Source organism: Nocardia sp. NPDC004718 (assembly GCF_053601535.1).
This window is the reverse complement of the sequence record NZ_JBSGCA010000018.1, coordinates 1-22,562: the sequence shown is the minus strand read 5'-3', so window position 1 is coordinate 22,562 and position 22,562 is coordinate 1. Positions and strand designations below refer to the sequence as shown.

General features: G+C 66.5%; 20 protein-coding genes. 11 read left to right on the top strand and 9 right to left on the bottom strand.

Going from position 1 to position 22,562, the window contains the following annotated elements:
- Window positions 1-19 precede the first annotated feature (19 nt).
- Window positions 20-589 carry a GNAT family N-acetyltransferase gene (locus tag ACWEH3_RS15935; RefSeq protein ID WP_450017488.1) on the bottom strand — a complete coding sequence of 190 codons (570 nt, stop codon included), beginning with the start codon at window positions 587-589 and terminating at the stop codon, window positions 20-22.
- A gap of 385 nt (window positions 590-974) precedes the next feature.
- Entirely contained in the window at window positions 975-1,619 is a 645-nt protein-coding gene (gene yczE / locus ACWEH3_RS15930; protein WP_450017490.1) for a membrane protein YczE, read from the bottom strand.
- Window positions 1,620-1,863: 244 nt separating this feature from the next.
- Between yczE and ACWEH3_RS15925 the strand changes: the two genes are divergently transcribed.
- Both ACWEH3_RS15925 and ACWEH3_RS15920 read left to right on the top strand, forming a co-directional pair.
- Window positions 1,864-2,829 (top strand): DUF4231 domain-containing protein, encoded by a 966-nt coding sequence (locus ACWEH3_RS15925; protein ID WP_450017491.1) that lies wholly within the window; start codon window positions 1,864-1,866, stop codon window positions 2,827-2,829.
- A 150-nt stretch (window positions 2,830-2,979) separates the two neighbouring features.
- Window positions 2,980-7,260, top strand: coding sequence for an nSTAND1 domain-containing NTPase (locus ACWEH3_RS15920; RefSeq protein WP_450017492.1), 4,281 nt, complete (start codon window positions 2,980-2,982; stop codon window positions 7,258-7,260).
- A gap of 452 nt (window positions 7,261-7,712) precedes the next feature.
- Here ACWEH3_RS15920 and ACWEH3_RS15915 read toward each other — a convergent pair whose 3' ends face one another.
- Both ACWEH3_RS15915 and ACWEH3_RS15910 read right to left on the bottom strand, forming a co-directional pair.
- Window positions 7,713-7,955, bottom strand: a complete 243-nt coding sequence (locus ACWEH3_RS15915) for a hypothetical protein (RefSeq protein ID WP_450017494.1) — start codon at window positions 7,953-7,955, stop codon at window positions 7,713-7,715.
- Window positions 7,956-8,150: 195 nt separating this feature from the next.
- On the bottom strand, window positions 8,151-9,185 hold the full coding sequence (locus ACWEH3_RS15910; RefSeq protein WP_450017496.1) for a hypothetical protein: 1,035 nt from the start codon (window positions 9,183-9,185) through the stop codon (window positions 8,151-8,153).
- Between the two features lie 130 nt (window positions 9,186-9,315).
- Between ACWEH3_RS15910 and ACWEH3_RS15905 the strand changes: the two genes are divergently transcribed.
- The 4 genes from ACWEH3_RS15905 (at window position 9,316) to ACWEH3_RS15890 (ending at window position 13,749) form a co-directional block, all read left to right on the top strand.
- On the top strand, window positions 9,316-10,020 hold the full coding sequence (locus ACWEH3_RS15905; RefSeq protein ID WP_450017498.1) for an AAA family ATPase: 705 nt from the start codon (window positions 9,316-9,318) through the stop codon (window positions 10,018-10,020).
- 409 nt (window positions 10,021-10,429) lie between these two features.
- Window positions 10,430-11,146: a metal-dependent hydrolase gene (locus ACWEH3_RS15900; protein WP_450017500.1), complete on the top strand. Its 717-nt coding sequence runs from the start codon at window positions 10,430-10,432 to the stop codon at window positions 11,144-11,146.
- Between the two features lie 320 nt (window positions 11,147-11,466).
- Window positions 11,467-12,465, top strand: coding sequence for an SMP-30/gluconolactonase/LRE family protein (locus tag ACWEH3_RS15895; protein WP_450017502.1), 999 nt, complete (start codon window positions 11,467-11,469; stop codon window positions 12,463-12,465).
- A 36-nt stretch (window positions 12,466-12,501) separates the two neighbouring features.
- Entirely contained in the window at window positions 12,502-13,749 is a 1,248-nt protein-coding gene (locus ACWEH3_RS15890) for an esterase/lipase family protein (RefSeq protein ID WP_450017504.1), read from the top strand.
- Window positions 13,750-13,791: 42 nt separating this feature from the next.
- Here ACWEH3_RS15890 and ACWEH3_RS15885 read toward each other — a convergent pair whose 3' ends face one another.
- On the bottom strand, window positions 13,792-14,889 hold the full coding sequence (locus ACWEH3_RS15885; RefSeq protein WP_450017506.1) for a hypothetical protein: 1,098 nt from the start codon (window positions 14,887-14,889) through the stop codon (window positions 13,792-13,794).
- Between the two features lie 339 nt (window positions 14,890-15,228).
- Here ACWEH3_RS15885 and ACWEH3_RS15880 point away from each other — a divergent pair, with 339 nt between their 5' ends.
- The 3 genes from ACWEH3_RS15880 (at window position 15,229) to ACWEH3_RS15870 (ending at window position 18,817) form a co-directional block, all read left to right on the top strand.
- Window positions 15,229-16,548: a family 1 glycosylhydrolase gene (locus ACWEH3_RS15880; protein ID WP_450017508.1), complete on the top strand. Its 1,320-nt coding sequence runs from the start codon at window positions 15,229-15,231 to the stop codon at window positions 16,546-16,548.
- Between the two features lie 95 nt (window positions 16,549-16,643).
- Window positions 16,644-17,465 (top strand): proteasome subunit beta, encoded by an 822-nt coding sequence (gene prcB, locus ACWEH3_RS15875; protein WP_450017510.1) that lies wholly within the window; start codon window positions 16,644-16,646, stop codon window positions 17,463-17,465.
- Between the two features lie 551 nt (window positions 17,466-18,016).
- Window positions 18,017-18,817 carry a hypothetical protein gene (locus ACWEH3_RS15870; RefSeq protein ID WP_450017512.1) on the top strand — a complete coding sequence of 267 codons (801 nt, stop codon included), beginning with the start codon at window positions 18,017-18,019 and terminating at the stop codon, window positions 18,815-18,817.
- Here the strand turns inward: ACWEH3_RS15870 and ACWEH3_RS15865 are convergent.
- A complete protein-coding gene (locus ACWEH3_RS15865; RefSeq protein ID WP_450017514.1) occupies window positions 18,807-19,208 on the bottom strand; it encodes a VOC family protein in 402 nt (133 codons plus the stop codon). The two genes, ACWEH3_RS15870 and ACWEH3_RS15865, sit on opposite strands and share 11 nt — an antisense overlap.
- A 63-nt stretch (window positions 19,209-19,271) precedes the next feature.
- Between ACWEH3_RS15865 and ACWEH3_RS15860 the strand changes: the two genes are divergently transcribed.
- On the top strand, window positions 19,272-19,601 hold the full coding sequence (locus tag ACWEH3_RS15860) for a winged helix-turn-helix transcriptional regulator (protein ID WP_450017516.1): 330 nt from the start codon (window positions 19,272-19,274) through the stop codon (window positions 19,599-19,601).
- Window positions 19,602-19,623: 22 nt separating this feature from the next.
- On the opposite strand, the gene ACWEH3_RS15855 is transcribed toward ACWEH3_RS15860, so the two are convergent.
- The gene (locus tag ACWEH3_RS15855) at window positions 19,624-20,922 is read right to left on the bottom strand and encodes an NtaA/DmoA family FMN-dependent monooxygenase (RefSeq protein ID WP_450017518.1); all 1,299 of its coding nucleotides are present in this window, start codon (window positions 20,920-20,922) and stop codon (window positions 19,624-19,626) included.
- A 131-nt stretch (window positions 20,923-21,053) separates the two neighbouring features.
- Window positions 21,054-21,233: a hypothetical protein gene (locus tag ACWEH3_RS15850; RefSeq protein WP_450017520.1), complete on the bottom strand. Its 180-nt coding sequence runs from the start codon at window positions 21,231-21,233 to the stop codon at window positions 21,054-21,056.
- Between the two features lie 238 nt (window positions 21,234-21,471).
- Between ACWEH3_RS15850 and ACWEH3_RS15845 the strand changes: the two genes are divergently transcribed.
- Window positions 21,472-21,723 carry a hypothetical protein gene (locus tag ACWEH3_RS15845; RefSeq protein ID WP_450017522.1) on the top strand — a complete coding sequence of 84 codons (252 nt, stop codon included), beginning with the start codon at window positions 21,472-21,474 and terminating at the stop codon, window positions 21,721-21,723.
- Window positions 21,724-21,735: 12 nt separating this feature from the next.
- On the opposite strand, the gene ACWEH3_RS15840 is transcribed toward ACWEH3_RS15845, so the two are convergent.
- Window positions 21,736-22,374: a TetR family transcriptional regulator gene (locus tag ACWEH3_RS15840; RefSeq protein ID WP_450017524.1), complete on the bottom strand. Its 639-nt coding sequence runs from the start codon at window positions 22,372-22,374 to the stop codon at window positions 21,736-21,738.
- Between the last annotated feature and the right edge of the window lie 188 nt (window positions 22,375-22,562).

Sequence of the window (22,562 nt, the reverse complement as noted above, 5' to 3'; positions counted from 1 at the left end):
GCTCCCTCCGTACAGGGATCTATGCCGGGCGGATGCGGGCATGCAGATGCATGTCGTGCCAACCGTCCGCGTGCAACCCAGCACTGCGCCGGACACCCTCCGGCGCGAATCCCGCCTTCACCGCCGCACGGCAGGACGCGGTATTACGCACCGAGTGCGACACCTCCAGCCGATGGAAACCCACCTCGAACGCCCACCGGGTCACCGTCTCGACCGCGGCCGGCGTCACGCCGCGGCCCCGCCATCCCGGAGTCGTCCAGTACGCGATCCCCGCCACGCCATCCGCGGGTGCCACATGCCGCAACCCGACCCTGCCCGCCACCACGTCGCCGACGACGACCGCCCACTGCGGGCCGTCACCATTACGCCACCCCGCCTGCCAACGTGCGATCAACTCCCGCGCCTCGGCCTCGGAAACGACATCGCGAACATGCCAGCGCTGGATATCCGGATCCTGGTAGACGGCCTGGATCACCGCCGCGTCGGCGTTCGTCCAGGGGCGCACCACCACTGTCTCACCTCGCAAGGTGGGCTGCGTTCCCGCGGCGAACACTTCGGCGGCGACCACATCGGGCAGCAGAGCGGACACATCCGGGATTGTCACCCGGACATACCGCTCGCCGCCAGCGATTTCCCCCGTAGAGTATCCCGATCACGGGCCGTGCCAACCTACCTGGATGGACAGCGGCTCGATCCCGTGCGCGCCGCCGAATCGGGGGATCGTCATACGAACTCCAGCATTGTTCCGACCCACGGCAACCCCGTGTGGTGAGACGACGCCGACGACTGCCGAATGTCTCGGACCGTGCGGTAGCTATGCCGTGCTCCGCACGTCGCGGTCGCTCGACACCCGCACACCGGAGTCGAGCAGAATCGAGGCGAGTAGGTGGCGGGAGCGCGCCAGATCCGAACTGGACCGCTGAACCCGCGGTGAAGCGAAGCCCATGGGGGAGTAGGGGAGTCGGGCCGCCCGGCTACACGGTCGGGACCTCCACCGCTCGACCGCCGACGGCAGGCGCCGGATTCGGCGGCGAGAACCCCGGCAGGAATCGGTTCACCGCGGGAATCATCAGGTGAATCAGCGGCCCGATCCCGAAGGCGTAGACCAGTGTTCCGATACCGACGCTGCCGCCCAACGCGAATCCCGTCACCAACACCGTCACCTCGATCGCCGTGCGCACCACCCACACCGATCGACCGGTCCGCCGAACCAGTCCAGTCATCAGTCCATCCCGCGGACCCGGGCCCATCCCCGCCCCGATGTACAACACACTCGCCACCGCGTTCAGCACAACCGCGGCCGCCATGGCGCAGACCCGCACCGCCAGCGCATCCCACGACGGCAGCCACGCAAGCCCCGCATCGACCGACACCGCGATCACCACGACATTGCTCACCGTGCCCAGCCCCGGCAACTGCCGCAGCGGAATCCACGCCAACAGCACCGCGACACCCGTAACCGCCGTGACAGCACCGAAACTGATCGGCACGTGCCGCGCCACACCTTGATGGAACACATCCCACGGATCCAGCCCGAGCCCAGCCCGCACCATCACCGCCATCGAGAACCCGTACAACCACAATCCGGCATACAACGCGACCAACCGACGAACCAGCACCGCCCCAGCGTGCCCGCAACTGGCCACCACAACCAGAGCCAATCACCGATCACTGGACTGCGCAGCGAAATCCATGAGGTGAGGCGGACGATCACGCCATGACGACGCAACCACACACGCCGCTAGGCCAGGGGAGTGCTATCTAGGAAAAATCCAAGACCTACCGAACCTCAGCCGCGCCATTCCCTGACGTCGCTGTCCGAGGAGGTGACAATGCGAGGAAGCCGAGCCGAGGAGAAACGTGGTGACCTACGAAGACGATGTAGTCGCCTCACTGTGGGCGAGGAGAGCCCGTTGGGCACACGCCGCCGATGCCGGGAAAAGGCGTGCGGACCGCGCTCGCGCCACTGTACTGATCCTCGGCGGCGTCGGGGCAATCGCGGCGGCGATGACCGCGACCATTCTGCGGACATCCGGCCTGCCGCAACTCGTAGTGACCACCATCGGCGCCGTCTGCCTCGCCGTGGCGACCTTCCTCACCGCTCATTTCCTCACACCCGCCGAATTCCGCCGCTGGTCGCGTGCCCGCGCAGTGGCAGAGAACATCAAGCAGGTGATCTACCGGTTCCGGGCACGAGCACGCCCCTTCCTCGGCGACAGTGCCTTGCTCAGCCTGCACCGGGCGATCGCCGAGATCGAGGAGAAGGCCGACGATCTTCTGCCCTACGTGACCGAGAACGACACCAGCTCCACACCAACAGGCAGCAGCCCACGCTCGGATACCGAGGCACCACCTCTACTGGCCCCCGAAGACTACGTGCGCCTCCGGGTACAGCACCAGATCACGAACTATTACGAGCACAGGGCGCACCAATACGCCGAACGAGCGCGGCGCCTACGGACATGGACCCTCGTACTCGGTCTGGCCGCCACCGTCCTCGCAACCGTCGCCGCGGTGCTCGCCGGCACCGCGACCGTCTCGACTCCCACCTCCCTGGCCTCCACGCTCACACCGTGGGTAGCGGTGCTGACAACGCTCAGCGCGGGCGTCGCCGGTCATCTGACCGGTCGCCGGTACGAGTTCCTGGTGATGAGTTATGCGGCGACGGCACGCCGCCTCCAACAGCTGCTGCAGGAGTGGAGGGCAGAGGGAGCACCGACCGACGAACAGCGGTGGACGGCCTTCGTCGACGACTGCGAAAGCGTAATCGCCGCCGAGAACCAGACGTGGGTCGCGAAGTGGACCGAAGAACCACCCGACCGCAGATGACGCGCCAATCCGATACACCGCAGCAAGCCCTCTTCAGCACCGCGCAACCGGCCGATCCGGCCACCGGCAGCTCCACACAGAACGAGTAGTCCACTACTCGCGCCACCTGTCGCCGTCCGCGACAGCATCCTCCGTATGTACCGGGTATTCGTGAGCCATTCCAGCCGCGATAAGGCATCCGCGGTGGCCGTCACCCGGTGGCTGACCGAGAACGAACCGAGCCTGAGCGGGGAAATATTCCTCGATGTCGACTCCCGGACCGGTATCGCGCCAGGGACCCGCTGGAAATCCGAACTCGTCCGTGCGGTCGATCGCTGCGAAGCGGTGATCTGCTTGATCTCCCCTGATTGGGAACGTTCACCCGAGTGCCTGGCCGAATTCCGTCACGCGGAATCGCTCAACAAACGGATCTTCTGCGCTCGCATCGATCCCGCGGCGCGCGGAGAGAAAACCCGCGAGTGGCAATTCTGTGACCTCTTCCCCGACGGGCACAGCCCGGTCACCACCATCGCATCCGAAGACGGCGGCACACCGACCGTTCTCGCGAGCGACGGCCTGCACAGAATGCTCCGCGGCCTCCGCGAAGCCGGAATCGGTGCCGAACATTTCCCCTGGCCACCACCGGGCGACCCCGGCCGCGCACCGTACCGCGGCTGGCAATCCATGGAGGATGTCGACGCGGCCATCTTCTTCGGCCGCGACCCACAAATCCTGCGCGGCCTCGACGTCCTTCGCGGCATGCGCTCGACGGGTGTCGAAGGCCTGTTCGTCGTACTCGGCCCCTCCGGTGTCGGGAAGTCGTCATTCCTGCGCGCCGGGCTCCTTCCCAGGCTGCACCGTGACCGCGACAACTTCCTGCTGTGCGACATCGTCCGCCCCGAACGCGCCGCGATCACCGGAGATCAAGGCCTCGCCCACGCCATCCTGCAACTCAGATCCCGCGCCGGCCTGACCGGTCCCGCGCTCGGTGACATCAAAGCAGCCTGCCTGGCAGGCGACACCGGCCAGCTGTCGAACTGGCTCCGCGAGGCCCAGCATGATCCGCTCAACCCAGCCGCGGCCCCGACACTGATCCTGCCGATCGATCAAGCCGAGGAATTATTCACCATCGAGGCCGGGCCAGAGGCAGCCACATGCCTCGGGTTACTCGGCGATCTGCTGCAATCCAACGCGATCGCCGATGTGCCCACGATCGCGGTGGCGACTATTCGAGCCGACCGATATGAGGCCCTACAGACAGCGCCGGAATTGCTCGGCGTGCACACCAGGGAATTCAGTGACTTGAAACCGATGCCGGTGAGCGAATTCAAAGAGGTGATCACCGGACCGGCCGCTCGCGCGACCACCGCAGGCCTGCGTCTGAGTCTCGCCCCCGCACTCGTCGCCCAGCTGGTGATCGACGCCACCGGCGGCGCAGACAGCCTGCCGCTCCTCGCGCTGACGCTCTCACGCCTCTACCTCGATTACGGCAGCACCGGAGAACTCACCCTCGCCAACTATCAATCGATGGGCGGCATGCAGCATATCGTCCACACCGAAATCGATACGTTACTCGCCGCGGATCCCGACCTTCGGTCACAGCAACTCGACGTGCTCCACGCGGCGTTCATCCCCTGGCTCGCCACCGTCGATCCGAACACCGACCAGCCCTCGCGCCGAGTCGCACGCTGGAGCGAACTGCCGCCCGCCAGCCACGACCTGATCAATGCCATGGTCGCCCGGCGACTACTCGTCAAGAACGAACGTGGCGGCGAGACGGTGATCGAGGTCGGGCTGGAAAGCCTCTTCCGGCAATGGAGCCCACTGGCGCGGTGGCTGCAGGAACAGGCCAAGGACCTGAAGGACGCCGACAACCTCGATCGCGCAGCCGCGGACTGGGAGCGCAACGCGCGCAGCCCGGAGTGGCTGATCGAAGGTGCTCGACTCGCCACAGCGACGCAGTTGGCGAACTCCCCGATGTTCACCGACCGGGTTCGGCACACAGCGGAGTTCCTCGACGCGTCCAAGGAGCGCGAGGACGCCGAAGCGGAGGCCGAGCGGCAACGCCGAGAGGCCGAACTGCGCAACGCGCAGCAACGTCGAGACGAGGCTCAAGCACATGCGGCCGTGCTGCACAAACGCACCAAAGTCCTGCGTGCGGTACTCGCCCTGACACTCGCGGTGGCCCTGGTCGCGGTCACCGGCTTCGTACTGGCGATCGCCGCCCGCAACGACGCCAACGCGAAACGCCGGGAAGCCGACGATCGCAGCCGTGAGGCACTCGCCGAACGACTCACCTCACAAGCACAGGCGATGCTCGCAGGAGGCCAACCCGGCAGCGAACTACAGGCAATAGCCAAACTGCTCGCCGCGCAGCGCATCTCGGCGAATCCGAACATCGGCGCACTGGTCACCGCATTGAGCAAAAAGCCCCAACTGCAGAAGATCATCGACCCACCCAGTGGCGGTCTCGGACTCCCCATGCTCAGCACTGACGGTCAGCGAATCGCAGCGCCCACCCCTTCGGGAACTCGACTACTCGACACCGACACCGGGCAGCCGATAGGAAAGCCGTTCGCAGATCCCAAGACCACCCGCGCGGTAAAACCGAGTTCGGACGGCCGATTTGTCGCGATAATCAGCGCGGACAAGACGATCCGAGTATGGGACTCAGCCCTCCCACAGCCCATCGGTCAGCCGATGACCGGCACTATGAATGACGCCGATGTCGTGGCGGTCAGTTCCGACGGGCACCGGGTCGCCGCGGCGGACACAGACCGCGCAGGCACCGCGGACACTTTGCGGTTGTGGGACGCGGAGACCGGGCAGCTACTCGGAAGTCCGCTGACAGGACACGTCGGCCGAATATACGCTGTGGCGTTCAGCCCAGACGGGCGGCACCTGGCTTCAGCCGGCGGGGACAATACCGTTCGCCTATGGGACGCACGTACCGGGTCGGCACTGGGTGAACCGTTGCGGGGCGGCGGCGACCCCCACATGGGCGACAATGACGCGACCTTGAGCGTGGCATTCAGCCCAGACGGCCATACCGTCGCCGCAGGCGGCTCCACCGTGGGCGTCGGCACATTGATCAGCGCCGGTTCACCTCTACGGCTGTGGAACGCCGACACCGGCGAGACAATCGGCACACCGGTCTTCGGAAACTACGGAGCGATACAGTCTGTGGCATTCAGCCCGGACGGCGGCCGTATCGCCACCGGAAGCAGCGACAAGACCGTACGACTATGGGACGCACGCACCGGTCAGCCGATCGGCCATCCGCTCCAGTTCCAAGGACCAGTGTCGGATGTCGCCTTCACCCGGCAAGGGAATCGGATCGTTTCGGTATCCAGCGACACCGTCCAGGTGTCGAACGCCGATACCGATGCGGCACTCACCACGAGAACGGGTGGCAGCAGGGCGGCCAGCACACCGGCCGAGGGAGGCTACGGGCTGGACACTACAGCCGATCGCCCGCGCGTCCGAGAGTTTCACAACGACACCTTCCGAACCTTCGACGCCGATACCGGCGAACCGGTCGGCCCCACCATTGTCACGGAGGCACTTCGCGGAATCCGAGAGTTCGACCTGAGCCCCGACCACCGCTGGCTCGCAGTCGCGACCGGAAAAGAAGTCCATATCGTGGACACCTCCAACGGACAGCCGCACGGCGAGCCGATCAGAGGGCACGACGACTACGTGAACTACGTGAAATTCGACCCCAGCGGCCAGACAATCGCAACCGCGAGCAACGACAAGACAGTCCGACTCTGGGACTGGCGAAACGGCCGGCAGATCGGCAAGCCGATGACCGGTCACCAATACGGCGTCCGATCCGTTGCCTTCAGCGACGACGGTCACCACCTGTATTCCCGCAGCACGGACTCGATTCGGATCTGGGACACCGCGACCGGACGAGCGATCGGCAAGCCCATCGGCAGCCCCAACGCTTTCGGTTTCGCCGACATGACGATCAGCCCCGATGGCCGGCGCATCGCCGGGTTGAGCGGGAAAACAATCCAGCAATGGGACGCCGAGAGCGGCGAGGCGGTCGGCCCGCCGATGGAAGGCTCCGACCGGCAGGTAGACATCGCCTACAGTCCCGATGGCCGCCATCTGGTCTCGATCTGCGCCGACAGCACACTGCGGTTTTGGGATACCACCACAGGAAGCCAGGTCGGCGAGGCCGTCGACACGACGGCAGCAGGCAAAGCCTCCCACGTCAAGTTCAGCCACGACGGCCGACGCATCTTCATTGCCGCCATGCAAGTCTCCCTCGACGGCAATCCGCCATTCGTCGGCGGCGGCATCTGGCAGCTGCCGGCGCCCGCCGCATGGATGGACGCGCTATGCGACAAGCTGGCCTCGAATCCGAGCCATCAGCAGTGGAAAGACTGGATCTCGCCCGACGTGCCCTACCGAGAGCTGTGCCCCGGCAAACCCGGTTCGTGACGTCATCGTGCCCATCAAGTGGGTTGCCGTCGCTGAACGACGCCGTCACATAGCTTTGTGCCCGAGCCGCGCTTCGTCACAGTGACAAAACTATGGGCAGGGAAGAGCGGGGAAGAAGGGTGCGGAAGATAAATCCACAACGATAACCTGACACATGCATAACTATGCATATATAGACACATGATTCGACCACGCAGAACACACCTATCCAGACCCACACAGGCCCGACAACCCCAGAGCCTCACCGGTTCGACCCGATGCCGCACAGCGGATCGAACAGCGCGACATACGGGCCCTCAAGCACTCCCTCCGACCAGGCCGAAACTTCGCCGATAATCAACATTATGTCAACTAGAGGACTGGTAACCGCTCCTCCGGTTCGAATAAGCCTCATCTCCCCGGCATCCAGGTGAGCCGTATCGGCGAGGCTGAGCATCGCGTGGTTGCGCCAGTTAGTCGTCATGCCGCAGATGTGTGATCGCGCCGGGCGCGGTTGCGAACGACACGAAACCGGCGGCCTCCACCGGCAGCATCATCCACGTGGTGAGGACGAATGTCAGCGCGTAGCCGTGCGTTACGACGATGTGGTCGTGGTTGCGCACACACGCACCGAGTCGAGTGGCGACTTCACGCCGTGTCTCCGCGCCACGGATCGGACCGCGATGGTCGAGCCGATCGTGGTCGGGCGCGGGCACCTGCCGCTCCATCAACCACGCGTTCGGCCGACCACCCGCCTCCGAAGTCGATCTCGCGCAGTCGCCGAATCCTGCATGCCACTCCCCCTGGCTCGCCAACGGACTCGAACGGCCCGGACACGCGAACCCTACCCGCGCCGGTTCGCGGCTCGGCGCCGGGTCCAACCCCGAATATGGCCCGGCGTCGAGGAGGATTCAAGCCAGCAAGTCCGCGAGTTCCGCGTGCAGATCCAGCAACGTGGAAATCTGACCGGCCGGACGGCGGCCCATACCGCACTCGGTGGCGATGCCGAACTCGCGGACCACCGAGCGGGCAGCTTCGATTCGTGCCAGCGCGCCGGCACGGCCGTCGGTGGCGTGCACCAGCCCGAGGTACAAGTCCGTTCCGGAGGGCAAAACAAGATCGGCCAGAGGCTTGAAATAGTCGGCATCGGTACGCGAGCGCGGAACCGGCAGGTGAATCCAGTCGACCCGCCGCTCCAGCCCGGCCAGGATACGGCCGGCGACCGCAGCCAGCTTGCCGGTATCGGCGGGTTCGGCGAAGTGCTGGTGACCGAAATCGCCATAGCACAGGTGATAACCAAGACTTACCGACTCGGGCACAGCATCGCCCAGCCGAACGAGCCGCCGCCCCACTTCCTCGAGCTGCGTCGGGTAGTCGGCGCCGAACCACGACGGGAAGATGCCCTCGAAGATCGCGAACTCGACCGCGGCATCCCACTGCACCGCAAGGTCTTCGGCCGGGATCGTATCGAGGATGACGGCGAGTTCGTCGAGCAGCCGCGCCTCGTACCTGCGCTCCAACTCGCCCTGCGGACCCGCGACGAACGCACCGATCACCGCGATAGGTGTTGGCAAGCTCACCTGGAACCGAATGCCCGCGGGGATCGTCCCGTCCTCGCGCAGCCGGTGGAAGACTCGCCAGGATTCCAGCGCCGCCTCCGCGTAACCCAAGGGACCGAAGTCGATCGACGCCGCGTCCACGCCGGGCTTGGGCCGCACCCGCTCGCTCGGCCCGTACTCGGGGCTCGGCGGCGGAATGGTTTCCAGGTCCGGATGTGCCTGCATCTTGGGCAACTGCCACACTACCCAGTTGTCCCGAACTCCGGTCTCCCCATCCGGAATGCGCTTCAAGTGCTTGCCGATTCGCCGCGCCGCCTCGGAGAAGACTGTTTCCGCATCCGCCAACGGCACACTGCCGCACAGATGAACTCCGCGCCCCTCACCCATTACAACCTCCTCCGCAGGGCCTACCACTGGTTGAGCCGATCTGATCGAAACCAGACATTTGCCACGCATCCGTCCAGACATCCGGATCGAGATATAGCTATCGATCATCTAGCGCTATGCGGTGCAGCGTATGCGCGGAGAGCGAAGTGAGATCCCCCATGTCTGGGAAACCATCAGCGATAGGTTCACTGGCCGAACACGCCCCCTTCAGGCTTGCCGGTCATGGCGCGGCGCAACGAGAATCAGACCTTCGCCGACTTGTTCTCCTCGATCGCCCCGGAGGTTCGTCACCATCTGCGAACTACTCGTTCTCGTCAACGGACTGCCCGGCTCCGGGAAGTCCACCTTGGCTCCGGCGCTGGCGCTCGAGCTCGGTGCGCACTTGATCACGCGGGACGCCATCAAAGAGGCGCTGGGCTCAGGGCTCGATCACACCGCGGTACTACCGAATATCGGGGCGATCGCGACCGAGGCCGCGTGGGCGCTCGCCGCCGCGCTGCCCGGTGTCGCGCTGATCGACTCGTGGTGGTTCAAACCCCGAGATGCGCGATACGCCGCCAACGGCATCGCGAAATCGGGCGCGACGCGAGCGGTGGAGGTCTGGTGCTCGGTTCCGCCCGAACTCGCCCGCGACCGATACCGCGGCCGTACGCGTGCCGCCCTGTACCACGACGACGCGCACCTCGCGCACGACTGGGACCACTGGGCGCGCCTGGCCGAACCGCTCGCGCTCACGCCGGTCGTCGCCGTCGACACCACCGGCCCGGTCGACGGATCGGACCTCGCGCGCCGGATCATGGCCGCAGCGACTGTTGCCATCGGCGACGTCCTCTAGCACTGGATTCACATCACGCCTGGTCTATGACGAAACAGTCCGCCCCCGGCGTCCGTGCTGCTCTGTGTGGGTCCGGCCGGATCGGAACCTCGGCGATAGGTGGAAATTATGCATATATGCGCAAAGGAACGTATCGCAATTTTTCTTCACGCGCTGATGCACGCGCACCATCGATCGCTAAGCGCCGCTGACGATATCGCGGGTACGCACGAACGGTTCCTACGCACGCATCCCGCGGTGCGCCGGATCGCCTACCTACAGAACGTTTTACGTAGCGCCACGACTCTTTCCAGCACTCCCCTACCCCATTTCCGCGCAATCCCGAACGCCGGACACGCTTCCGGCGCGACTTCCGACCTCACACAGCGGCATTCGCGAACCGATAGCAAGCTGAACTAACGTTCGAATCGTGCTTGGACATTCACATGCGACCAGTGGCGCATTGGCCTGGTCGGCGGCAGCGGCGACGCTACCGGTCACCATCTTGACGTTTCCCGCTCTCCAGGATGCGACGGGACATCTCGGTACCGTCGATCTGCTGCTGGGCGTCTTTCTCACGGCCGGGGCCGCGCTGCTCCCAGACGCGGACCATCCCGACGGGACCATTTCGCACACTCTGGGTCCGATCACGCACACCGCATGCAAGCTCATCTCCTGGGTCTCCGGCGGCCATCGCGGCGCCACCCACTCGTTGGCCTTCGTCGCGGCCGCCGCCTACGGCACGTGGGCCGGCGAGCACTGGCTCGGGCGCTGGTTCACCCTGAGCCTGGTCTTCTTCCTCCTCGCCCTGGCTGTGCGCGCACTGCATCTGTGCCCGTCCGGCAACAACTTCAAGGCGTGGGGACCGATCGTCGTGCTCGCCTCCGCGGGCACCTTCGCCATGGAACATTGGATCGCCGACAAGCCGGTCTGGCTGCCGTTCGCGGTCGGACTCGGCGCACTGGCCCACCTGCTCGGCGACTGCCTCACCGAGCGCGGCTGCCGCCTGTTCTGGCCCTTCGGCCTGCGAGTCAGTCTTCCCGTCATCGAACGCACCGGGAACAAGGTCGAAACCTTCATCATCGCGCCGCTTTTCACGGCCGGTACCCTGGCGATTCTCTGGTACACCATCACCCACCAGCCCTGACATCTCGACGCCGCAGCCCAGGCCGCCGCGCTCCCTGCGGCGCGATTGCCGCGACAGGCAGCCTGGGCAGCAGCGTGAGAGGCCGCCTGTTCCGCTCCGCTCCCCTTTCCATGCTGCTTTGGTCTGTCGTGGTTGAGTGTGGCTGCTGGTCGGGGCTATTGAGACGATATTCGTAGATGCGCATATCTACGTATCGGCATGTTGTTTACTCGCAATCCATAAGCGTCCATTCTTGGTACCTTCGCCTCCGCCCATAAGCGGTCCCCTACCGTGCACCGTTTCTCCCGAGACCTCCGCACTCCCCCGGCTACCCTGATGCCATGCTCGCCTCGACCATGCAGCCGCAACGCTGGACACCACCGCGCTCCCCCGCACGAGCGCGTCAAACTCGCAGTGCTCCACCTCTTCCCGACATCCGGCGCCTCGAGCTGCCGGATGCCGGCCCGGAAGATGTCGTCCTCTCCCCCGACGGCAGGATCATCGCGGGCGTCGACGGCGGTGCGGTCCTCAGCATCGATCCGGCGACCGGCGACGTCCGCGAACTCGCGAACACCGGAGGCCGCCCGCTCGGTCTGCACGCCGACGCCGACGGGCGCGTGCTGATCTGCGATTTCGAACGTGGACTGCTGGAGCTGGACGTCGAGGGCGGGCTGAAGGTCCTGGTCGATGAAATCGACGGCGAGCGGCTACGGTTCGCCAGCAATGTGGTGCGCGATGCCGACGGCACGATCTATTTCTCGGCGTCGTCGCGCCGGTACTCGCTCGACGAGTACATGGGTGACATCCTGGAGCACTCCGGCACGGGTCGGCTGTTCCGCCGGGATCCCGCGGGCAACGTGGAGACGCTCGTCGACGATCTGCAATTCGCCAACGGCGTCATCCTGGCACCCGATCGCTCCAGCGTGGTCGTCGCGGAGACCGGCGGCTACCGTCTGACGCGCTATTGGCTGACCGGTCCGAAGGCGGGAACGCAGGAACGGTTGATCGAGAATTTGCCCGGATTCCCGGACAACCTCGGCCTCGGCAGCGACGGCCTGATCTGGATCACGCTTCCTTCGCCGCGTAATCCGTTGCTGGACCGCCTGCTTCCGCTGCCTGGCATTCTGCGGCGCATCGTGTGGACGCTGCCGAAGTGGGTGCAGCCGAAGCCGGCGCGGACGGTGTGGGTGCTGGCGGTCGATTTCGACGGCAACGTCGTGCACGACCTTCAGGTCGAGGGCACCGACTATTCGATGGTGACCGGCGTGGTCGAGCAGGACGGCGTGCTGTATCTGGGCAGTCTCACCGAGGCGGCGGTGGCCGTGTCGCGAGTGCCGTAGGGTTCACTTTTCAGTGCACACTTGTACACTGAGGTCGTGACGGATGGTGTGCCCCAGCGGCAAGCGGAGGTCAGGGCGCTGGCCCGGCTGGCCGGTGACGAACTCGGCGGTGCGATAGACGGGATCGCGGCCGTGCACCGGGCGATCGCGCACCGTGTGTTCGCGGCGGTGCGGTGGGGCGTGGGGCCTGCGGCGGCTCCGGTCGAGCTGCTGCATGATGCGATCGCGGAGAGCGTCTACCGCGTGGTCGGTGGATCCGCGGTGGCGGCGGGCATGGTCGCGGAACGGACAGCGGATCTGCCCGGCGTCGCACCGTCACGCACGGTGTACGGCTCGGGATTGCTGGCCGCGCTGCAGGGTTTGATCGGTGATGAGCTCGAGCGGACGCGGCCGATTCTGGCCGGTCCGATGACGTTCCGGATCGACGGCGCTCCCGTGCCCGCGGAGCTCGTCGGTGCGCGCGTTCAACGGCCCGCCGCGCACGTCGTGGTGTTCTTGCACGGCTTGGTGGAAACCGAGCACGCGTGGGGTTTGGGTGGCGGGCCGACCTATGCCGAGCGTCTGGAGTCCGATACGGGATGCACGTCGTTGCAGGTCCGGTACAACACCGGTCTGCACATCTCGGAGAACGCGGCGCAGTTCAGCGAGCTGATGCAGGGCTTGGTCGACGGGTGGCCGGTGCCTATCGAGCGGTTGTCGCTGGTAGGTCATTCGATGGGTGGGTTGGTCGCCCGGGGTGCCTGCTTCGTGGCGAGTGAAGCCGGGGCGCCGTGGGTGCGGCGGGTGCGGCACGTGGTGTGCCTGGGTTCACCGCACATGGGCGCGCCGCTGGAGCAGTTGGTGCATTACGCGTCGGCGGCGCTGGTGCGGTTTCCGGAAACCCGTCCGTTCGGGCGGCTGTTGCGTCGCCGCAGCGCGGGTATCCGGGACCTTCGGGACGGCTCCCTGGTGGACGAGGATTGGCGTGATCTGGACGCCGATGCGCTGCGTCGCCGGGTGGTTCGGGAGGTTCCGCTGCTGCGGGACGCGGAGCATTATTTCGTTACCGCCACGGTCACGCGGAGTTCGCGGCATCCGCTGGGGCGTGTGGTGGGTGACGGGCTGGTTCTCACGCCGAGTGGCTCGGGCCGGGCTCGGACCCGGCGCATCGGGTTCGATGTCGACAAAGGCATGCATGTCGCGTCGGCGCATCACTTCACGTTGCTCAATCACGCGGCGGTCTACCGCGCGTTGCGTACTTGGTTGGCCTCGGAATCGGCTGAGTCCGATGGAGTTTCTCGCTGAACTCCCGGCGGGGCAGGGCGTGGCCGTGCCCCGCCTCGGCGTTCAGAGAAGGTCTTCGGGGTCGGCGTCGGCTTCGAGGCGCACGTCTTCGGCGAAGCGGGTTTCGGTTTCGGCGTCGTCGTGCTCGGTGTGGGCGGCGTAGAGCAGCAGGCAGCCGCGGATACCGTCGAGGAGGTCTTCCAAGAGGTCGAGAGCGGGGCGGGCGGGGTCGAGTCGGCTGATGCGGAAGCTGGTGAGCATTGCTTCGCGGGTGTCGGCGTCGACGCCGAATCGGTGGGCTTGGGCTTCGATGTCGGCGACGCGGGCGACGAGGCTCCAGGGGGCCGGGACGCGGCCTTCGTGGACGGCCATCGCTTCGGCGATCAGGTCGAGGACGACTTCGGTCGGGGTGTCGCCTGCGGCGAGTCGTTCGAGTACGAGGGTGGGTGTCTCGACTTGGAGTGCTTCGATGTCGTCGGCTTCGGCGACGACATCGGTGGTGGCTACGTTCGCGGCCTCGCCTGCGACTTCGGCGGCGGCGTAGAGCCAGTGTGCCGCGGCGACGGAGGCGGAGGCGGGGTCGAGTTCGGTGAACAGTTCGATGCTGCCGAGTGGGTCGTTGCGCAGGAGTGCGTCGGCGGCGTGGACCTGGGCCGGGGATACGTCGGGGCGGGACAGTTCGACGGCTTGGCGGGCGCGGCCGGAGAGGTCGCCGCGTTCGGCGGATTCGATAGCTTCCTGTTCGGTGCGTACCTCGGCGGCGACGGTTTCGAGCAGGGCGGCGTGGTCGATGTCGTGCAGGGTGCGGCCGATGCGGTGGGCGGATTCGACGACGCCGCTGTAGGAGACGAGCAGTCCTTCGTCGGTGGGCAGGTTGGGATTGCGCAGTCCGGCTTCGACTTCTTTGAAGTTGCGGCGTTCTTCGGCGCGGCGCCATGCTTCGCTGTTGGGGACGTCGGGGTCGCCCGCGGCGCTGGCGGGGTGGGTGTAGGTGCGCCATTGGAATCGCGAGAGGGTGGTGAGGTTCGACGCCAGATCGGTTGCCTGGTCCGTGGTCACCTGCGGGGGCAGGGTGGCCACCGTCTGGGCGAGGTCGCCTCGTCCGGTCGCCCAGGTGGCGACGAGGGCGGCGCGGTCGGCGTCGAATGCGTATCTGGTCACCTGGGCAAGTCTGGTCGATCGGCGGCGGATGCGCTCGGTCAATTGATTCGCTTGTGTGATGTTGTGCGGCGTTTCCTGGGGACGCGCTGGGAGGATGGGGCTTTGACTGTCGGTCATGGTGATCCGGGCGGCGGGCCTTCGGCAGCGGATGAGGCGAGAACTATTGCGGCTGGGTCGAATAGCGCGACGTCGGCGAGTCCGGCGGAGGATGGTTCGCCGTGGGCGTGGAGTCGGCGCGGCGGTCGCGGTTGGGGTGAGCCCGGATTGTGACGGTTGTGGGATCTGCGACACGCGAGTTCTTCCCCCGGTCGTCAGCAATCTCGCAGTTACGCTACGGCGATGCGTACACGCACTCACCGGCGCGGGTTCGCCGCGTTGTCGGCCGCTGCGGCGATGCTGATGGCTTCGGGGGTTTCCGCTGCTCAGCCGGGCCGGGAGCTGCCCGCGTTCGGTAGGAATTTCTTGTGGGGTGTGGCGTCGTCGGGGTTTCAGTCCGAGGGTCATGCGCCGGACAGCAACTGGTCGCGTTTCATCGCGTCGGGTAGGACGGCGGATCCGTATCTGGATTCGGTGGACTTCGCTCGCCGCTATCTCACCGATATCGATCTGGCGGCGCGGCTGGGTGTGCGGGTGTACCGGGTGGGTATCGAGTGGGCGCGGTTGCAGCCGGCGCCGCATGCCTGGGATGAGGCGGCGTTCGGGTTCTACGACGATGTGATCGCCCGGATCGTCGCGGCGGGTATGCGGCCGATGCTGACGTTGGATCACTGGGTGTATCCGGGGTGGGCGGTGGATCGGGGCGGGTGGCGCGATCCGGGCATGGTGGAGGATTGGCTGGCGAACATGCGCAAGGTGGTGCAGCGGTATGCCTCGCGTGATCCGCTGTGGGTGACGTTCAACGAGCCTGTGGCGTATGTCGGCACCGAGTTGCGCACGGGCGGGATCGGTGTGGATGAGGCGCCGGTGATGCTGGATCGGATCGCGCAGGCGCACAACGAGATCTACGACATCATCCACGGTTATCGGTCGGGTGCTCAGGTGACCAGCAATCTGGGGTATGTGGCGGGTGCGGAGACGGAGGTGAATCAGCCGATCGTGGATCGGATTTCGGCGAAGCTGGACTTCATCGGTCTGGACTATTACTTCGCTCCGTTGCCGCAGACCGGGGAGGCGGCGCAGGGCGGTGCGGAGGGGGGTCCGCCGATGTGGGAGCTGCCGGTGCACCCGGAGGGTATCTACTACGCGTTGCGGCATTACGCGCGCCAGTTTCCGGGGCGGCCGCTGTATGTGGTGGAGAACGGGCTTCCGACGGAGAACGGGCAGGTGCGCCCGGATGGGTATACCCGCGCCGATCACCTGCGGGACACGGTGTATTGGTTGCAGCGGGCGAAGGCCGATGGGATGAATGTGATCGGCTACAACTATTGGAGTCTGACGGACAACTATGAGTGGGGTTCCTACGCGCCGCGGTTCGGGCTCTATACGGTCGATGTGCTGACCGATCCGACGTTGGCGCGCCGCCCGACCGATGGGGTCGAGGCGTATGCCCGGCTGATCCGCGGAGGTGGTGTGGCGCCGGATTATCGGCCGACGCGGGCTCCGGTTCCCTGTGTCCACATCGATGCGGCGGAGACCTGTGTCGGGGAGGATCCGGCTTAGAGCGGTTGTCGCCGGGTGGTGGTGGGGTTCCGGTAACGTCGGGCGGAAGTGCACGCGTTCGCGGGTGGGGCACGCTCCGCCCGGAGAGGTGATTCATGACGACCGATAGTCACCTGCCGCTCGGCTTGCGGTATCCGGCGGTGTCCTTCTCGGAGTATCTGCGCCGGTATGCGCCGCAGTTGTTGCCGGATCCGGATTTCGGCGGTGGCGTGAGTGGTGTCGCGCAGCACGGGACGACGATCGTCGCGATCGGTTATCGCGGTGGTGTGCTGGTGGCGGGTGATCGGCGGGGCACGATGGCGCATCTGGTGGCGACGCGCGATATGCAGAAGGTGTTCATCACCGACACGTATTCGGCGGCGGGTTTCGCGGGCACGGTCGGGATGGCGGTGGAGATGATCCGGTTGTTCGCGGTGGAGCTCGAGCATTACGAGAAGATCGAGGGAGCGTCGCTGACGTTCGACGGCAAGGCCACGAAGTTGTCGGCGATGGTGCGGGCGAATCTGCCTGCTGCGCTGCAGGATATGGCGGTGATCCCGGTGCTGGTCGGCTACGACCCGGACGCTGTGGAGCCGGAGCGGGCGGGGCGGATCGTGTCGTATGACGCGGTGGGTGGCCGGCAGGAGGAGCGTTTCGGTTACACGGCGGTCGGTTCGGGGTCGGTGTTCGCGAAGTCGTCGTTGAAGAAGACCTATCACCGTGCGATCGATGCGGAGGCGGCGTTGCGTCTGGCGGTGCAGGCGCTGTTCGACGCGGCCGATGATGATACCGCGACGGGTGGCCCGGATCTGTTGCGCGATATCTATCCGACCGCGGTGCTGGTCGATGCCGACGGCGCGGTGGAGGTGCCGGAGGAGCGTCTGGCGCAGATCGCCCGGGCGGTGGCGGATGCGCGTGCGGCCGCGGAGGGGCACTAGCGGCGGGGATGTCCGCTTCGGGCGGTGCTGCCCGGAATGCGTTCGGGCGGCGGGGATTCGCGAATTGTCGGCCGCGCCGGGCTCGTGCCGCGCGTATTTTGTGACCGAAGTCCCAATGCTGTGTTGTTAAGCGTGTCACAGCAATCGCGGTAGGGCAGATACGGCATCGGTGCGGCAAATCCGCGAATGTCGAGTTCAACGCCGTGCGCGAAATGTTACTCGCCGGTTGGGTCACTCTCGGCCGGTATGCGCCGGGAGCTGCGGCGATGCGTGGGAGATCGATCACGCTTGCCTGCTGTCGCGCAGGTGCTTACGGTGATTTTCGTCGATGGCCGATGACGCCCGATCGAATTACATCTCATTGATGTGCCGCGATATTCGGCTTTCCAAGGCAATTCCGCTGTTATTGCTCTGGGCGGCAGCATTATTCATGCGGCACCGGCGAAAATGGAGCAATGGTACAACCAACCCCCTGGCAGGCAAGCGAAGCGCGAGACGATCGGAGCCGTGGCTCCGGAGGCGGCGGACGCGGTGCGAGGCCACCACGGGGTGTGGACTGGGGTTTCTTGTTCGCCGCAGCCGCGAGCGCGGTCGGCTTCGCCCTGTTGTTCCAGCCGTGGCTTTCGGCGTCGGGTTCGGGAGGCGAGGCCCGCTCCGACGCGTTCGGCCGGGTCACCGGGGCCACGAACGGGTTCGACGAGTGGTCGGTGTCGAAATTCCGTGACGTGAACATCAGCGGCGCCTGGGGTCTGCTGGCCGCGGCCGCGATGCTCGTCACCGTGTTCGCTGCGCTGGCGCAGCTGCGGATGCGCACCCGCGCGCTCGCTCTTCTGGTGATCGGCTCCAGCGTGACCGCGGCGGTCGTGGTGCTGATCGCCTTGATGTATCTGGATGCCAGGGGGCCGGAATTGCGGATCCTGATTGATCCGGGTGAGGGTCTCGGCGCGGGATTGGTGCACCGTTTTCTCGGCGAGTTCGGAGGCGCTTCCGGTCCGGGTGAGCGGCGCATGGCCAGCGCCGGACTGACTTCGATGGCGTTGGCCGCCGGGGTGCTCAGCTGCGCCGCCGCGGTGGCCGCGCTCGCGCAGGGCACTCGCCGTTACGCCCTCAGCCCGATGCGCGCCCTGTCGTGGTTGGTGACGCCGCTGCCCGCCGAGCCGGAGCAATCCGCCGCCGTCGCCGAGGCGCCGCGTCCGGCGGCGCAGCCCACGCCGGAGGCCGCCGAGCGGCTGTTGTGGGACGAACTCGTCTTCGATGACGACTTGGTCGCCAACGTCACGTGGGTGCGGAACACCAACCCACCGCGGCCCGAAACCGCCGGGCACCGGTCGACGCCGGTCCTCACCCGCTAGTGGCCGATGGGCGGTCCGGTCCCAGGACGCGCGCTCGTGTCTCGGGTGACCACTGCACATATTCCAGTTCCGCTCCGTCGGCGTGCCGGACGTAGACGAATGTCCCGGTAGCGCTGGTGAGCGGTCCGGCGATCAGGTCGGCGCCGTAGTCGGTCACGGTCCGCAGCAGGGCGTCGAGATCATCGACGATGACCGGGCCGACGGTGGTCCGGTAGCGCTCAACATCGTCCGGGTGGCCCGCGATGAGCAGGAAGTCGCCGACGGCGGCGAGTTCGGCGCGCTCGAAGCCGAAACGGAGGTCGGCCTTCGCTCCGGCCAGCCGTTCGTAGGTCGCCAGGGCGGCGTCGAGGTCTGTGACGAAAACTCTGGCATATGTTTTCAGGATGCGCACCGGTCCGACGCTAGGCGTGGATCGGCACTACCGGCAGTACGCACTTGAAGGTGAGTGGTGAGGGTGTCCGAGACCGAGGAGCAGCAGGCCAGGGCCGTCGCCCGGCGTGTTTTCGCGGCGCTGTCGACGAAGTGGGCGTTGCTGGTGCTCGAGGAGATCGGGGACGGCGAACGCCGTTTCGGCGAGTTGCATCGGTCGATCGAGGGCGTGAGCTACAAGATGCTGACCGAGACACTGCGTTCGCTGGAACGGGAGGGTTTGGTCGCGCGGCGCGATCACCACACGGCCAGTCCTCGGGTGGAGTATTCCCTCACTCCTGCGGGAGACGAGTTGCTGCGGCTGGTGCACGGTATGTGCGCGTGGTCGCGCGCCCATCTCGCCGAGTTGATGTGACAGCGGCTGCGTGCCGCACGGGTCAGTCCGGTAGCGGGGGTAGTTCGAGGTTTTCACGGAAGGTCGCGCCGACGTAGTCGGAACCGGTGATGCCGCGGCGGCGTAGTTCGGGCAGCAGTCCGTTGACGACGAAGTCGCGGGTGCGTTCGTCGGCGAGTCCGCCGAGGGAGATCACATCGAGAACGCCTGCGTCGTAGCGTTCTTCGATCGCGTCGGCGAGTTGTTCGGGGGTGCCGGCGACGGCCCAGTGACCGGTGTCTTTGGCGGCGATGATCAGCTCTCGCAGTGTCTTTCCCGACCGTGCGAAGTTGCTGAAGATCTCCACGCGGCCGCGTCGGCGGTGCACGGATGCCACGTCGGGGAGCACGTTGTCCGGGAGGGGCTTGTCCAGCGGCAGGCCGGACAGGTCGACGCCGCCGCCGAACATGTCGGCGAGGGCGGCGCGTCCCGCTTCGAAGTCGGTCGCCTCGGCCTGTTCCCGCGCGAGACGCTTCGCTTCGGCTTCGGTGGCGCCGTAGGTGGCGTGGAACGAGCTCATGATCAGCGGCAGGCCTTCGGCGCGGCCCAGTTCGCTCGCGCGTGCGCGAATGCGTTTGGTGTAGGTGACCGCGTCTTCGAGGGTCGGCAGTGAGGTGAACACGACCTCGGCGAATCGCGCACCCAGTTCGATGCCGCCTGCCGATTGCCCGGCCTGGAATTGCACGGGTCTGCGCTGCGGTAGGGGCGGGATGTTCAGCGGTCCACGGACGGTGAAGTACCGCCCAGCGTGATCGATGGGCCGCACGCGGGTGGCGTCCAGGATCGCGCCGCCGTGCCCGTCGGGGGTCAGCGCGCCGGACTGCCAGCTGTCGAACAGGGCGTTGACCACCTCGAGGGATTCGGTGGCGCGGGCATACCGGTCTTCGGGGCTCGGCAGATCCTGGTCGCCGTAGTTCTCCTCCCCCACCGAGGAAGTCACCGCGTTCCATGCCGCGCGGCCGTTGCTGATGTGGTCGAGGGTGCCGAAGAGCCGGGCGAGGTTGTAGGGGTGGTGGAAGGTGGTGGTCACCGTGGCGATGAGGCCGACGTGCGAGGTGACGGCGCTCAGCGCGGACAGGAAGATCAACGGTTCCTGGGCGCCGATGGCGCCTTGTGCGCCGAAACTGAGCAGGTCGGCGGCGAAGAGGGCGTCGAATTTGTGTTGTTCGGCGATTTTCGCGATCTCGATCGATGACGCGATCGTCGTGGCGGACGGATCGATGGCCGCCGCGTACACGCTGACCGCACCGCTGACTCCGGTGACGGTCTTCAGGGGCCGTCGTCGCCCACCAACTTTGCCCATTGCGGCGACGCTACCGGTGCGCACCGCTGTCGTAACGGGTTGCGATCAGCGAGATGTTTTCTGCCCGAGCGAAATTTGCGGGGCGGTGCCACAGAGGTGATGCGGCATGGCTTCGTACGCCGGGGCCGATCCTAGGCCTGTTCTCGCCCGTCGCCGTGGTCGTCGGCGGTGGTCCGGTCCGCGCGCGGCACCCGTACCACTCCGGTGTCGAGATCGATGTCGAATCGCCGTGTATGGGTCTGCCCGTCGCTGTCCTCGCTGCCCTCATGGTTCAGCTTCTTGCCAGGAAACAGCTCCCCGATGACGCCCATACGATCACCATACGCGCGCGGTATCCGACCGAGTCCGGTACGGCGCATCCCCGCCGGCGGCGTTCGGTCGACGAGTGCGGACGTGATCGCCAGGCGATAGCGGTCGAACGGTTCCGTTTCGGCGTCCGAGAGACTGAGGCTCGGTTAGCATCATGTTCTGCTCCGATCGGCCGAGGACCGCGGCACGGGGAGCGCTGGGCGACCGATACAGGAATCGAACGACAGATCGGCCTACCGAATGGAATACGACGCCGACCTCGCCCAGGCTCAGGTCTTCGTGGAGTTGCTGACCCGGCAAGCCCGGACGTTGGCGCGGGACATCGCATCCACTTACCGCCACGATCCCGCCGCGCGGCACGAACTGTACCGCGAATTGTGCGTGGTGCGCCGCTATATCGACCGGCTGCACCGGCGATTCCCCGAAACCGTGGGGCCGCACGTGCGTCGGCAGCTGGCCGCCGCCCCGGGTGCACGGCCGGTGCTGGGTTGAGGCGTGCCGGTCTCAGTGCCCCGGCGCGGCGGCCGTGCGGTCGGGGACGGGCACGGTGAGCATGGCGACGATCATGTCCACGATCTCCGCGGCGTCGCCGGGGTGGGCGGTGCGCACCCCTGCTTCCAAGGTGCGTTCGTAGTCGGCGATCAACGCGAACATGACGGTGGCCATGGTTTCCAGGCGTTGCCTGCGCAGCCGCCGCGGCAGGTCGGTCAGCGCGGCGTCGAGGCGGGTGGCGATGATGCGGACCGCCGCGCGGTCCGCGTCGGCGAGGCGGTGCGCGTCCGCCACGACGGGATGCGTGCGTACCACTTCCAGGAACCGGCCCAGATGGGTCACCCGGTCGTGGCCGAGCAGTTCGAGGATCGGGGTTGCGAGCATGGCGACGAGGGTGCGCACGTCGTTGGTGCGGCCGTCGGCCTCGTGGGCGGCCAGCAGCTGCATGCGCCGCTGTTCGAGCCAGTTCATCCGGCGCTCGACGATGGCCTCGATCAGTCCGGTGCGTGAATCGAAGTAGTAGTGCACGGCGGAGTTGTTGCGCTGGCCCGCGGCGGCGGCGATGTCGCGCAGCGGCACGTCGAGGCCGCGTTCGGCGATGAGGCGTTCTCCGGCGTCGAGCAAGGCGGTGCGCGATTCGTCGCTCGGCATGTACGCACTCTACTAAACACGAGTATTGACGATGTTAAACACAGATGATTAATTAAACGGCGTGGATAATGTGGCGGTGGTCACCGGTGCCGCTTCCGGGTTCGGCGCCGCGCTGTGCCGCCTGTCGGCCGCGCGGGGCGTCGCGGTGGTGGCCGCCGACATCGACGCCGCCGGGCTGGTCGGGCCAG

Bases quoted from the DNA above. Each gene is read 5' to 3' on its own strand.
- ACWEH3_RS15910 (WP_450017496.1), bottom strand. From the start codon at position 9,185: ATGGGTGAGGGGCGCGGAGTTCATCTGTGCGGCAGTGTGCCGTTGGCG.
- ACWEH3_RS15905 (WP_450017498.1), top strand. From the start codon at position 9,316: ATGCGCGGAGAGCGAAGTGAGATCCCCCATGTCTGGGAAACCATCAGC.
- ACWEH3_RS15895 (WP_450017502.1), top strand. From the start codon at position 11,467: ATGCTCGCCTCGACCATGCAGCCGCAACGCTGGACACCACCGCGCTCC.
- ACWEH3_RS15880 (WP_450017508.1), top strand. From the start codon at position 15,229: ATGCGTACACGCACTCACCGGCGCGGGTTCGCCGCGTTGTCGGCCGCT.
- prcB (WP_450017510.1), top strand. From the start codon at position 16,644: ATGACGACCGATAGTCACCTGCCGCTCGGCTTGCGGTATCCGGCGGTG.
- ACWEH3_RS15855 (WP_450017518.1), bottom strand. From the start codon at position 20,922: ATGGGCAAAGTTGGTGGGCGACGACGGCCCCTGAAGACCGTCACCGGA.
- ACWEH3_RS15850 (WP_450017520.1), bottom strand. From the start codon at position 21,233: ATGGGCGTCATCGGGGAGCTGTTTCCTGGCAAGAAGCTGAACCATGAG.
- ACWEH3_RS15845 (WP_450017522.1), top strand. From the start codon at position 21,472: ATGGAATACGACGCCGACCTCGCCCAGGCTCAGGTCTTCGTGGAGTTG.
- ACWEH3_RS15840 (WP_450017524.1), bottom strand. From the start codon at position 22,374: ATGCCGAGCGACGAATCGCGCACCGCCTTGCTCGACGCCGGAGAACGC.